Origin of the sequence: Neisseria montereyensis (assembly GCF_024834045.1) — a bacterium.
Lineage (GTDB): Bacteria > Pseudomonadota > Gammaproteobacteria > Burkholderiales > Neisseriaceae > Neisseria > Neisseria montereyensis.
In genome coordinates this window covers 159190-172156 of record NZ_JANUXW010000002.1, presented here as the reverse complement: position 1 = coordinate 172156, position 12967 = coordinate 159190, and the positions used below count along the sequence as shown (strand labels likewise).

The window sequence follows — 12967 nt, the reverse complement described above, 5'->3', positions numbered from 1 at the left end:
ATTTTGAAACTTATAAACCGACATCTTCAGGCAAAGACGGCACCAAGTGGCGGTCGCCATAAACATCATCGACACGGTTCACACTCGGCCAGAATTTGTTTTCACGCACATAAGGCAGCGGGAAAACGGCTTCTTCACGGGTGTACGGACGATCCCACTCGCCGGTAATATCGGCGGCGGTGTGCGGCGCGTTTACCAAGGGGTTATTGTCTTTCGGCCAAACACCTTTCTCTACATTCAACACTTCCTGCTTGATTTGTTTCAACGCGGCGATAAAGCGGTCGAGTTCGGCTTTGCTTTCGCTTTCGGTCGGCTCGATCATTAAGGTACCGGCTACGGGGAACGACACCGTCGGCGCGTGGAAACCGTAGTCCATCAAGCGTTTGGCAATATCGGTTTCGGTGATACCGCTTTCGGCTTTCAGCGGACGCAAATCAACAATACATTCATGTGCGACACGGCCGTTTTTGCCGGTATAGAGAATCGGATAATCCTCACTCAATGCTTTGGCCACATAGTTGGCATTCAGCAACGCCCATTGCGAAGTCTGTATCATGCCTTGTTTGCCCATCATGGTGATGTACATCCATGTAATCGGCAGAATACCGGCAGAACCATAAGGCGCGGCGGAAACGGCGCTCATGCCCTCAGTTGCACCTTCAACAGGCGATACGGTATGGCTTGGGGCAAACGGGGCAAGGTGGGCTTTCAAACCAATCGGGCCCATACCCGGACCGCCGCCGCCATGCGGGATACAGAATGTTTTATGCAGGTTCATGTGCAACACGTCGGCACCGACTTCGGCCGGCTGCATAATGCCGATTTGGGCGTTCATATTGGCACCGTCCATATACACTTGGCCGCCATGATCATGAATAATCTGACAAATATCGCGGATACCCTCTTCATACACGCCGTGGGTAGACGGATAGGTAATCATCAATGCGCCCAAATGCTCGCTATGCTCGGCGGCTTTGGCTTTTAAGTCTTCAATATCGACATTACCGTGTTCGTCGGTATCGACCGTTACCACTTTCATGCCCATCATGGTGGCGGTGGCCGGATTGGTACCGTGTGCGGAACGCGGAATCAGGCAGACATTGCGCTCGGATTGGCCATTGGCTTCGTGATAGCGGCGGATAGACAGCAGACCGGTATATTCGCCTTGTGCGCCGGAGTTCGGCTGCATCGAAATGGCATCGAAACCGGTAATCGCTTTCAGTTGGGTTTGCAAATCGTCTAGCATCTGCATATAGCCGCCCACTTGGTCGCGCGGGGCAAACGGGTGGATATGGCTGAATTCCGGCCAGGTAATCGGCAACATTTCGCTGGTGGCATTGAGTTTCATGGTGCAGCTGCCCAATGAAATCATGCTGCGGTTCATCGCCAAATCGCGCTCTTCCAGTTTTTTCAGATAGCGCAACATTTCATGTTCGGTGTGATAACGGTTAAATACCGGATGCTGCAAAATCGCATCGGTACGCAACAGGCCGTCTGAAAGTTTGCCGCCTGCCTGTTCGGGCAATGCTTGTGCTTTGCCGGTGAAGATTTCGGTTAGATCGGCAAAATCTTGCGCGGAAGATTCCTCATGGAATGCCGCTGCCAACACATTGTCGCTAATACGGCGCAAGTTGTAGCCCGCATTTAAAGCCGCCTGATAAACCGCATCGGCTTTGGCTTTATCACCGCAATCAACGGCAACGGTATCGAAGAAAACAGCATGCGCCACTTTCAGGCCGTCTGAACCGTTTACCGCATCGGCAAACGCGGAAGCCAGCGCATGAATACGGTTGGCAATGCGTTTCACCCCTTCGGGGCCGTGATAAACCGCATACATACCGGCCAGATTCGCCAACAACGCCTGCGCGGTACAAATATTCGAAGTAGCTTTTTCGCGGCGGATATGCTGTTCGCGCGTAGACAATGCCATACGCAATGCCGGTTTGCCCGCAGCATCTTTAGACACGCCGATAATCCGACCGGGCGACGAACGTTTGAATTCGTCTTTAAACGCAAAATAAGCCGCGTGCGGGCCGCCGAAGCCCATCGGCACACCGAAGCGCTGGGTATTGCCCAAAGCAATATCCGCGCCCAAAGCCGCCGGCGATTTCAACAGCACCAAGCTCATAATATCGGCCGCAACCGCCACTACCGCACCTTGCGCTTTCAGACGGCCTATCACGTCTTCCAAGGCCACCACATCGCCGTCTTTGCCGACATATTGCAACAGCGCACCGAAGAAATCGCCCTCATTGGCCGTCTGAAAATCGCCCACCACCAATTCAAAGCCGAAATATCCGGCACGGGTTTTCATCACATCTAAGGTTTGCGGATATACCCGTTCGTCTACAAAAAAGCGGTTGGATTTCGATTTGCTCACGCGCTTGGCCATCGACATCGCTTCCGCCGCTGCGGTGGCTTCGTCGAGCAGAGAAGCACCGGCCACTTCAAAGCCGGTTAAATCGATACACACCTGTTGGAAATTCAACAAAGCCTGCAAACGCCCTTGTGCAATCTCGGCCTGATAAGGCGTATAAGCCGTATACCAACCCGGGTTTTCCAATACATTGCGCAAAATCACATTCGGCAGGCGGGTCGGATAATAGCCCAAGCCGATATAGCTTTTATTCACCTTGTTTTTCACCGCCATACCTTTCAGCTTGGCCAAAGCATCGGCTTCGGTTAAGGCTTCCGGCAGATTCAGTTCAGACGGCATACGGATACTCTGCGGCACGGTATGATCGATAAAACCGGCCATATCTTTTTCGCCCAAAGCGCCCAAAAGCGCCGCCTCGTCTTGAAAGCTGATATGACGGGCGGCAAATTCATTTTGATTGAACAAATCGTTGAAGTTCATTTTTTTTCCTTTGTATCTTAGGGAAGGCGGCGGCAATCTTTATACGCTACCGCCCAAACAGGGTATTTTAAACGTTTTTTGATGGTTACAACGTATTTTCCGCTATCATTAATTAATCTCACTCAATAAATAAATATACTTATTTCATTAATAAATAAAATAATATTTAAATGGCAACCAGTTAAATATTATTCAGACGGCCACAATGATGTATTACCATCTTCATCCAACACTTCCATCACCACCCCCTTTTCCGACACCGACACATACCCGCCCTTGCCATCGTGCCAATCGGGCAGCACATAACGCTTGATGGTGCGGCCATTAACAATATGCTCGTGAACAGCGGGGCGGTGAGTATGGCCGTGAATAATCGCCTGCGCCTGCGGATAATGATTTAAGGCCGTCTGAACGCCTTGTTCGGTAACATCGGAAATTGAGCTTTGCCCCATGCGGCGTTTTTTCTGTTTGCTGGTGGCGCGGATACGGGCGGCGATTTTGCGGCGGTAGTTTTGCGGCAGTGACAACAGCAGTTTTTGCAACCATTTTTGGCGGATAATCCGGCGGAAGCGTTGATAAGAAATATCGTCGGTACACATTTCATCGCCGTGGGTAATCAGATAATGGGTGCCGTAGAGCGTAACCACTTGGCTTTCGGGCAACAGCGTCATGCCGGCTTGTTCGGCGTATTGCTCACCCAATAAAAAATCACGGTTACCGCAGATAAAATAAACGGGGGCTTCGCGGCTAAAGGCTTTCAGAGCGGCGGCAGCTTCGCGGGCAATATCGCTTAAAACATCGTCGCCAAACCAGACTTCAAAAAAATCCCCCAAGATATACAGCGCGTCCACCCTGCCCTGCCAACGCTGCACCGCATTTAAAAATAAACGGTTCAGATCGGGGGTGTCGTCGGAAAGGTGTAAATCGGCAATAAAAACGGTTTCGCGCATGGGCTTTATCTGTATGGGGGTTTTCAGACGGCATCATAACGGATTTTGGTTAATGGGCAAGTGCTTTTGCGCCGCACCAAACAAACAAGCCGCCCGAATGATTCAGACGGCCTGTTGCAGACTTTGTTCACAATAAGTCTTTCAGCATGGCTTCATAAATGGCAGACAGCTTGGGAATATCGTCTAAAGCCACGTTTTCGTTCACTTGGTGGATGCTGGCATTCGAGGGGCCCAGTTCGATTAATTCGCTGGCAATGGCTTTGATAAAACGGCCGTCTGAAGTGCCGCCGCTGGTGGATAGCTCGGCTTCCACACCGCACACCTGCGCAATCGCTTGGCGCGCCACTTCGGTGAGGCGGCCGGCTTCGGTGAGAAACGGCTGCCCCGAAAGCGACCAGTCCAAATCGTAGCTGATGCCGTGATTATCCAGAATATCGTGAACGTGCTGTTTCAGGCCGATATCGGTGGAAGCGGTGGAAAAGCGGAAATTGAATTTCACGTTTAAGGTGCCGGGAATCACATTGGTGGCGCCGGTGCCGCCGTTGATATTGGAAACTTGAAAGCCGGTCGGCGGGAAATATTGGTTGCCTTTGTCCCACTCGGTCGCCACCATTTCCGCTAAGGCGGGCGCGAAAGTATGAACGGGGTTTAAGGCCAGATGCGGATAGGCAATATGCCCCTGTTTGCCTTTAATAGTGAGATTGCCCGATAGGGAACCGCGGCGGCCGTTTTTAATGGTGTCGCCCAAGGTTTCGACGGCGGTTGGCTCGCCGACAATACAATAATCAATCTGATCGCCGCGCGCTTTTAAGGCATCGACCACTTTGGTGGTGCCGTCGTGCGCGTCGCCCTCTTCATCAGACGTAATCAATAAGGCGATACTGCCCTGATGATTGGGATTTTCAGCCACAAAACGCTCGCAGGCGGTGACAAAACAGGCAATGCTGGTTTTCATATCCGCCGCCCCGCGACCATATAAACGGCCGTCGCGCTCGGTAGGCTCGAACGGCGGCGAATCCCATTTTTCAAGCGGCCCGGTCGGCACCACGTCGGTATGGCCTGCAAAGCAAAATAACGGCGCACTATCACCACGCCGCAGCCATATATTTTTGGTGTCGCCGAAATTCATTTCTTCGGCAATAAAACCGATTTTGCCCAAACGTTCGGCCAAAAGCTGCTGGCAACCCTTGTCATCGGGGGTAACAGACGGGCGGGCAATGAGTTGTTTGGCAAGGTTTAATGATTCGGTTTCGTTCATAATGTTTCCTATCGGTTTCAGACGGCCTGTAGGGGCGGATTATATATCCGCCCGTTATTTGCGGCACATAAACGGTTAAATTATAACAATATGGCCGGGTTCAAACAGTAGTATTTTTATAAACATTATCGGAAAAATGCCCATGCGGGCGGATATATAATCCGCCCCTACCAAATAGCACCCCTTGCCATTACCGTATCCAAAATATAATAGCGAACCACACATGCGGTTAGCTTGGCCAACGCATGCGCGCCAACGGCATACATCCTAAGCACCGTATCCGTTTATTTTATGAAAAGGCCGTCTGAAAAAACTTTCAGACGGCCTAAAACAATATGTAGGGGCGGATTATATATCCGCCCGTTGTTTGCAGCGCATAAACGGTTAAATGATAACAATATGGCCGGATTCAAACAGTAGTATTTTTATAAACATTATCGGGGAAATACCCATGCGGGCGGATATATAATCCGCCCCTACCAAATAGCACCCCTTGCCATTACCGTATCCAAAATATAATAGCGAACCACACATGCGGTTAATCAAAAGCCCGAACAATGCATGCGTACCGACGGCATATACCCTAAGCACCGTATCCATTATGTTATGAAAAAGCCGCCTGAAAAACTTTCAGACGGCCTAAAACAATATGTAGGGGCGGATTATATATCCGCCCGTTGTTTGCGGCGCATAAACGGTTAAATGATAACAATATGGCCGGGTTCAAACAGTCGTATTTTTATAAACATTATCGGGGAAATACCCATGCGGGCGGATATATAATCCGCCCCTACCAAATAGCACCCCTTGCCATTACCGTATCAAAAATATAATAGCGAACCATACATGTGGTTAATAAAAGCCTGACCAATACATGCGTACCGACGGCATATACCCTAAGTGCCATATTATCAAAGGCCGTCTGAAACCCTTTCAGACGGCCTTGCATGTGAATTTTCAGGGTAAGCAACGAATACCCCCTACGGCTTACTGCGTTCTATTCATTATCAAATTGTGGCCATTGGAAATCAGTTGTTTGATGCTCACCTACTAGGAGTTTATCCATATCTTTTTCGATACTCTCAAAGAAACTTCTAAGACTACCAGCACAGATCACAGCTAAGAGGAAGGAATGACTGGCAGATTTAATATCTTCTTTGGCCATTGTATCTTGGTAGTCCCTCATATTCTCAAAAAAATCATGAAGACGTTTTTCCAGTTTTTCATTCCAGTCATCCGCATAGTAGCAAATCCATCGTGAATCAAAAGGAACTTCATCATTGAATTTGTTGATTGCCTCTTCGTCGCCAAGCTCAAATCCTTGTTTAAGGCCCAGTTCTCTAAGTGCGTCTCTTACTGCATTAAAATCGTTTAATTCCATCATCTTATCCTGTTTAATATTAAATTTTCTACCTCACCCCGAAATAGCCGATAAGTGCCTAATCATAGGGCGGCGCAATCTTTATGATTATATTCTAAAAGCCGTCTGAAACCCTTTCAGACGGCCTTGCATGTGAATTTTCAGGGTAAGCAACAAATACCGCCTACGGCTCACTGCGTTCTATTCATTATCAAAATTGTGTCCATTGGAAATCAGTTGTTTTATTCTTATTTTCTAGGAGTTTAATCATATCCCATTCTAGATAACTAAAGGCATTTTTGATAGTACCAATCCAGATCATGGCTAATAATAAAGAACGTCTGGCAGATTGGGTATCTTCTCTATCCATTGCATTTTGGTATTTCCGCATATGCTTTAAAAGATAACGAATGCGTGTTTGCTGTTCATCATTCCAGTCCTCCGAATAATCGCGAAACCATTGTGAAAAAATAGAATCTTCACTCGTGAAATTTTCGTTTATATTTTCGTCGCAAAGGTCGAGTCCTTCTTTAAGACCCAATTCTATAAGTGCTTCTTTTACTGAGTTTAAATCGTTTATTTCCATCATCATCTCATTCTGTTTTTAATATTAAATTTTCTACATTGCCCCGAAATAGCCGATAAGTGCCTAATGATAGGTTTGAATTTTTTAGAGTAGGCAACAAATACCCACTCTACGGCTTACTGCGTTTTATTCATCATCAAATTGTGTCCATTGGAAATCATTTGTTTTGCTCTCGCCGTCTAAAAGTTTATTTACATCACTTTCTAAACACTCAAAGAAACTTTTGAGACTACCAACACAGAGCACAGCTAAGCCGAAGGAACAACTGGCAGATTTAATATCTTCTTTGTCCATTGCATCTTGATATTTCTGCATATACTTAAGAAAATCATGAAAGCGTTCTTTCAAATCATTATCCCAGTCATACGAATAGTAGCAAAGCCATCGTGAATCAAAAGGAACTTCACTATTGATTTTTTCGACTGCCTCTTTGTCGCTAAGGTCAAATCCCTGCTTGAGACCCAACGCTATAAGCGCTTCTTTTATTGAATTAAAATCTTTTATTTTCATTATTTTATCCTGTTTAATATTGAATTTTCCACCTCACCCCGAAATAGCCCAAAAGCGCCTAATAATAGGGTGGCACAATCTTTATGATTATATTCTAAAGGCCGCCTGAAAAGCTTTCAGACGGCCTGAAACAATATGTAGGGGCACGGATTATATATCTGCCTGTTGTTTAATGCCCACGCGGGCGGATATATAATCCGCGCCCACGAAATGGCTTACTCATAATAAGTAAACTTCGCCCGTTTCACATTACACAATAATTCATAAGCAATGGTTCCGGCGGCTTTGGCGGTTTCATTCACATTCACAATATCGCCCCACAATTCGACTTCGTCACCGATACCCTCATGCGACGGATCAAGTTCTATCGTCATCATATCCATAGAAACGCGCCCGATAACGCGGGTACGGTGTGTGCCGACGGCAACGGGTGTGCCGGTGGAGGCGTTACGCGGATAGCCGTCGGAATAGCCGCAGGCCAAAAGGCCGACGCGGGTGGATTTTTGGGTGTAGAAAATGGCACCGTAGCCTACCGGCGAATGCGGTTGCAAAACGCGTTCACCGAATACGCGCGTGCTCAAGCGCATCACCGGTTTTAATTCGGGATGGGTACCGCCGAAAGGGTAGACACCATACAGCGCAATCCCTACCCTACCCCAATCACGGCGGGCTTCGGGGTAATTCATTAGGGCGGCGGAATTGCATAAGCTCTCTTCGCCTTCCAAGCCGGCGCAGGCGGCATCAAAAGCCTCTATCTGCATATCGGTCATGCCGCTTTCGGGGTCGTCGGCACTGGCAAAATGGCTGAACTTCACAATATCGGCAACCACGCCGCTTTGTTTCAATGCGGTATAGGCGGCGGCATAATCATGCGGGAAAAAGCCGGCACGGTGCATACCGGAATCCATTTTCAACCATACTTTTACCGGCTTCTGCCACGGATGCCGCAACAGGGCTTCAAGCTGCCACTGGCTGCACACGGCCGGCCATAAATCATATTGTTCGACTGCGGCATATTCTTTGGCCTCAAAAACGCCTTCCAATAACAAAATCGGATGGTCAATGCCGTTTTCGCGCAACTCTACCGCTTCGGCCAAATAGGCAACGGCAAAACCGTCGGCACTGTCGGCCAAGGCATGGGCGCAACGTACTGCGCCGTGCCCGTAGGCATTGGCTTTTACGACGGCCAATAGTTTGCCGCCGTGGATATTTTTCAGGGTTTGGTAATTATGGCGCAGGTTGTCGAGCCTGATTTGGGCGTTCAGCGGGCGCATCAATAAAATCCTTTTTACATTTCGAGGCCGTCTGAAAAATGCTTAAAGTAGGTTTTCAGACGGCCTGTTCACAATCAATACAATCTATTTTTCAATCTATCCGGCATCTGCTTTGATGCCGTTTTGTTTAGGGCGGCAGGCTGCCCTAGCTAATAAGGCCGTCTGAAAATTTTCAGACGGCACTTGTATTTCTCTATGGCTATGCGCTGTATCTCGCCAAGCCCAAATCGTCGCTACGGACTTCGGTTGGAACATCGCACACAATATCGGCGGCGATTTTGGCCGAACCGAGCGACATGGTCCAGCCGAGTGTGCCGTGGCCGGTATTGAGGAATAAATTGTCAAAGCGGGTTTTGCCGACAATCGGTGTGCTGTCCGGCGTCATCGGGCGCAAGCCGCTCCAAAACAGCGCACGGCTCACATTGCCGCCGTTCGGATAAAGATCATTCACCACCATTTCCAAGGTTTCACGGCGTTCGGGTTTAAGTGTAATCTGGTAGCCGGATAATTCGGCCATACCGCCGACGCGGATTCTTTGGTCGAAACGGGTAATCGCCACTTTATAGGTTTCATCGATAATGGTGGAAACCGGTGAGGCGGCTTCATCGACAATCGGAACGGTGAGCGAATAACCTTTCACCGGATAAATCGGCACATCCAAGCCCAATTCGGCTAAGGCGGGGCGGCTGAAACTGCCGAGTGCACACACAAAACGGTCGGCCTCGAAACGCTGCCCGCTGGCATAAACGGCGTGAACGTGGCCGTTGGTATGTTCGATGCGTTCGATGGTGTGGTTAAATTGAAAATCCGCCCCTTTTTCTACACATAAGGCCGCCAATTTTTGGGTAAACAAATGGCAGTCACCCGTGCCGTCGTTCGGCAGATGCAAAGCGCCGGCGATTTTAGGCAGCGCGCCTTTTAAAGCCGGCTCGTATTGCAGGCATTCTTCCGCTTTCAAACGCTGATAAGGCACGCCGTAAGCGGCCAATACTTCGATATCTTTTTCGGCAGCTTCCACTTCGTGCGGTTGGCGGAAAATTTGTAAAGTGCCTTTTTGCCTTCCTTCAAAAGTTAATCCGGTTTGTGCTTCAAAACGGCGGAACATTTCGCGGCTGTATTCCGAAATCCGTACCATGCGCTCTTTATTGAGGTTATAGCTGTCGTGATTACAGTTTGCCAGCATCTGCTTGAGCCATTGCAATTGATACAAGCTGCCGTCGGGTCTGAAAATCAGCGGCGAATGTTTTTTTAACAACCATTTAGCGGCTTTTTTCGGAATCCCCGGTGCCGCCCACGGCGTGGTATAGCCATAAGAAAGCTGCCCGGCATTGCCAAAGCTGGTTTCTTCCGCCGCCGCGCCGGCACGGTCGATAATAGTCACCTCATGCCCTGCTTCTAAAAGATACCAAGCAGTACACACCCCGGCAACGCCGGCACCCAAAACAATAACCCGCACAACCCCTCCTTTGTAATATTATGTAATAAAGTGAAGATGCATAGTCTAAACAATTTCCACCAGTGTTTTTCACTTTATTGTAACAATAAAAAAGGCTATTATTCTTCAATAATAAAAAATAACAGTGAAATTTTTAAGATGAAAGAATTAGATAAAACCGATCTCAAAATTTTAAAATTATTACAACAAAATGCCCGTATGCCAATGACCGAATTAGCAGAAAAAGTCGGCCTATCCACCACCCCCGTTACCGAACGCGTACGCCGTTTGGAACGGGAAAATATCATTACCGGCTACCATGCCCGCTTAAACCCGCATGCGTTAGGGCAAGGCTTGCTGGTGTTTGTAGAAATCAAACTGCGCTCGAAATCAGGCAATATTTTCGAAGATTTCCGCCGCGAAGTATCAATGATTCCGCAAATTCTCGAATGCCATCTGGTATCGGGCGAATACGACTATTTGATTAAGGTGCGCCTGCCCGATATGTCGGCCTACCGCGATATGCTCGGCAATATCCTGCTGCATCTGCCCGCCGCTGCCGAAAGCCGCAGCTATGTGGTGATGGAAGAAGTGAAAGAAGATATTCTGCTGAATCTAGACGGATAACAGGCCGTCTGAAAAATTTAAAAAGAAAGGTTTCAGACGGCCTATCATAGCGAAAGCATATCGCCGCTTTACTTGAATATTCAATCGTTCTATATATAAAATGATTTACCCGATTTAGGTGAAGTCGCCCCATAAGGTTTGCATGGCCGCAATCGCCGCCAATGAAGCGGTTTCGGTGCGCAATACGCGCGGGCCCAAAGTGACGGATTCAAACCCTACCGCAAACGCCTGCTCCTCCTCTTGCAGCGTCCAACCGCCCTCAGGGCCGATCATCAATACAATGCCCTGCGGCGACGGCACCACGTCTTTTAAACGGCGGGCACGGTTCAGGCTCATTAATAATCGGGTGTTTTCCGGCGGCAATGCCGCCAAAGCAGCATGATAATCCGCCACCGGCAAAACTTTAGGCACTACGTTGCGGCCGCTCTGCTCACAAGCGGCAATAACAATATCCTGCCAGCGGGCAGCGCGTTTTTCGGCACGCTCGCCGCTCAAACGCACCACGCAACGCTCGCTTAAAACCGGACGGATTTCGGTAATGCCCAATTCAACGCTTTTTTGCAGGGTGAAATCCATACGGTCGCCGCTCGATACCGCCTGAACCAAAGTGATTTTGAGTGCGGATTCGTTGTCGGCCGTTTGTTCGTGCAGGATTTCCGCCGAAGCACGACGTTTTTCCAAAGTCAGCAAACGGGCGTGATAAGCGCGACCGTTGCCGTTGAATAAAACAATGTCTTCATGCGGCCGTATGCGCAGAACATGAAGATGGCGGACAACATTATCGGGCAAATCAATGATTTGCCCCTGATGAAGGGCTTCGGAAAGATAAAAACGCGGCATACAGGTTGGTATCGTTTACAGAAAAAAGTTAATATTGTCGTTTTCAAATCAAAATAGCAAGTATTGTTCACATCAGAGGATAAACTGTGTTAGATAAACTGCATTCATTGGTACGCCAAATAGCCATGGCCGAAGTGATGCCGCGTTTTCTCAACGCCAGCATCAGCCGTAAGGCCGACGGTTCGCTGTTAACCGAAGCAGACCTTGCGGCACAGGCGGCCTTTGCGGCGACACTGCCCGAACTCATCGACTGTCCGATGCTCGGCGAAGAAATGACCACACAGCGCCAACAGGAATTATGGCAGCACAGCCAGCAAGGATTATGGGTGGTCGATCCCATCGACGGCACCAATAATTTTATCAACGGCCTGCCGCACTTTGCCCTCTCTTGTGCCTTTATCCAAAACGGCCGCGCCCAATTGGGCGTGGTGTACAACCCTGTCAGCGACGAATGTTTTTATGCCAAACACGGCAAAGGTGCCTATCTGAACGGCCGCCCGCTGCCTCTGCGCAGTGTTGAGAAAAATTTACACGAAGCCATTGCCGGCGTAGAAATCAAATACCTGCGCTCAGGCAAACTATCCAGCCGTATGAATACCCTCGCCCCGTTCGGCAGCCTGCGCAGCATGGGCAGCAGCACTTTAGACTGGTGTTATCTGGCAGCCGGAAGATATGACATCTATGTACACGGCGGCCAAAAATTGTGGGACTATGCGGCAGGTGCGCTGATTTTTGAAGAAGCCGGCGGCCAATTGGCTACTTTGGAAGGCGATGAATTCTGGAGCGGCATGCATGTTTTCAAACGCTCCGTGATTGCCGGCATACAACCTGCCCTATTTGAAAAATGGCTAAAATGGATTCGTGAAAACCAATAATTGTTTATGACATTTGCAAACATACAACATTGAACGTAAAAAATGAAAATAATTGCATAGATTAACGCTATTTAAAGCTAACTCGGTTAAAATGCAAAGCACTGGCAGCGGCTGCTTTTCCTCCCTTAAAGCAGCCGGTACAGTAAGACGTTTTCCCGCAATGTATTGACCATTCATACTTCTCCCTTGGTATGAATGGTTTTTTTTATCTTTTAAAAATGCATTTCGGGTAGTAAAAAATATTTACTTAACAGGTTTCAAGCAAACATTAAAAAATACATTGTCATTCACACAAAGTAATCAATTTATACAAATATCATGATTATTTTATACCATACGCACAAACAAATAAAAAAGCCGTCTGAAATATTTCAGACGGCTTTTATTGATGATAC

Annotated in this window: 11 protein-coding genes; 2 read left to right on the top strand and 9 right to left on the bottom strand. The window is 48.3% G+C overall.

Annotated elements, in window-relative coordinates; all coding sequences use genetic code 11:
• Positions 1 to 10 precede the first annotated feature (10 nt).
• The 8 genes from gcvP to NXS09_RS03065 form a co-directional block, all read right to left on the bottom strand.
• Entirely contained in the window at positions 11 to 2857 is a 2847-nt protein-coding gene (gene gcvP / locus NXS09_RS03100; RefSeq protein WP_259291094.1) for an aminomethyl-transferring glycine dehydrogenase, read from the bottom strand.
• Positions 2858 to 3045: 188 nt separating this feature from the next.
• Positions 3046 to 3807: a UDP-2,3-diacylglucosamine diphosphatase gene (locus NXS09_RS03095; protein ID WP_259291093.1), complete on the bottom strand. Its 762-nt coding sequence runs from the start codon at positions 3805 to 3807 to the stop codon at positions 3046 to 3048.
• Positions 3808 to 3934: 127 nt separating this feature from the next.
• Complete coding sequence (gene dapE / locus NXS09_RS03090; RefSeq protein WP_259291092.1) at positions 3935 to 5065, bottom strand: succinyl-diaminopimelate desuccinylase; 1131 nt, start codon at positions 5063 to 5065, stop codon at positions 3935 to 3937.
• Between the two features lie 997 nt (positions 5066 to 6062).
• Positions 6063 to 6446, bottom strand: coding sequence for a DUF6853 family protein (locus tag NXS09_RS03085; protein ID WP_259291091.1), 384 nt, complete (start codon positions 6444 to 6446; stop codon positions 6063 to 6065).
• Between the two features lie 190 nt (positions 6447 to 6636).
• On the bottom strand, positions 6637 to 7017 hold the full coding sequence (locus NXS09_RS03080; protein ID WP_259291090.1) for a DUF6853 family protein: 381 nt from the start codon (positions 7015 to 7017) through the stop codon (positions 6637 to 6639).
• Positions 7018 to 7137: 120 nt separating this feature from the next.
• The gene (locus NXS09_RS03075; RefSeq protein ID WP_259291089.1) at positions 7138 to 7521 is read right to left on the bottom strand and encodes a DUF6853 family protein; all 384 of its coding nucleotides are present in this window, start codon (positions 7519 to 7521) and stop codon (positions 7138 to 7140) included.
• A 215-nt stretch (positions 7522 to 7736) separates the two neighbouring features.
• The gene (gene alr, locus NXS09_RS03070; protein WP_259291088.1) at positions 7737 to 8795 is read right to left on the bottom strand and encodes an alanine racemase; all 1059 of its coding nucleotides are present in this window, start codon (positions 8793 to 8795) and stop codon (positions 7737 to 7739) included.
• Between the two features lie 199 nt (positions 8796 to 8994).
• Entirely contained in the window at positions 8995 to 10251 is a 1257-nt protein-coding gene (locus NXS09_RS03065; protein ID WP_259291087.1) for a D-amino acid dehydrogenase, read from the bottom strand.
• Between the two features lie 138 nt (positions 10252 to 10389).
• Between NXS09_RS03065 and NXS09_RS03060 the strand changes: the two genes are divergently transcribed.
• Complete coding sequence (locus tag NXS09_RS03060) at positions 10390 to 10857, top strand: Lrp/AsnC ligand binding domain-containing protein (RefSeq protein WP_259291086.1); 468 nt, start codon at positions 10390 to 10392, stop codon at positions 10855 to 10857.
• A gap of 114 nt (positions 10858 to 10971) precedes the next feature.
• Here the strand turns inward: NXS09_RS03060 and NXS09_RS03055 are convergent, their stop codons facing one another.
• Complete coding sequence (locus tag NXS09_RS03055) at positions 10972 to 11697, bottom strand: 16S rRNA (uracil(1498)-N(3))-methyltransferase (RefSeq protein ID WP_259291085.1); 726 nt, start codon at positions 11695 to 11697, stop codon at positions 10972 to 10974.
• An 86-nt stretch (positions 11698 to 11783) separates the two neighbouring features.
• Here NXS09_RS03055 and NXS09_RS03050 point away from each other — a divergent pair, with 86 nt between their 5' ends.
• Complete coding sequence (locus tag NXS09_RS03050; protein ID WP_259291084.1) at positions 11784 to 12572, top strand: inositol monophosphatase family protein; 789 nt, start codon at positions 11784 to 11786, stop codon at positions 12570 to 12572.
• The last annotated feature ends 395 nt before the right edge of the window (positions 12573 to 12967 follow it).

Coding starts and splice junctions, on each gene's coding strand:
- NXS09_RS03075 (WP_259291089.1), bottom strand. CDS start 7,521: ATGAAAATAAAAGATTTTAATTCAATAAAAGAAGCGCTTATAGCGTTG.
- gcvP (WP_259291094.1), bottom strand. CDS start 2,857: ATGAACTTCAACGATTTGTTCAATCAAAATGAATTTGCCGCCCGTCAT.
- alr (WP_259291088.1), bottom strand. CDS start 8,795: ATGCGCCCGCTGAACGCCCAAATCAGGCTCGACAACCTGCGCCATAAT.
- NXS09_RS03055 (WP_259291085.1), bottom strand. CDS start 11,697: ATGCCGCGTTTTTATCTTTCCGAAGCCCTTCATCAGGGGCAAATCATT.
- NXS09_RS03060 (WP_259291086.1), top strand. CDS start 10,390: ATGAAAGAATTAGATAAAACCGATCTCAAAATTTTAAAATTATTACAA.
- dapE (WP_259291092.1), bottom strand. CDS start 5,065: ATGAACGAAACCGAATCATTAAACCTTGCCAAACAACTCATTGCCCGC.
- NXS09_RS03095 (WP_259291093.1), bottom strand. CDS start 3,807: ATGCGCGAAACCGTTTTTATTGCCGATTTACACCTTTCCGACGACACC.
- NXS09_RS03080 (WP_259291090.1), bottom strand. CDS start 7,017: ATGATGATGGAAATAAACGATTTAAACTCAGTAAAAGAAGCACTTATA.
- NXS09_RS03085 (WP_259291091.1), bottom strand. CDS start 6,446: ATGGAATTAAACGATTTTAATGCAGTAAGAGACGCACTTAGAGAACTG.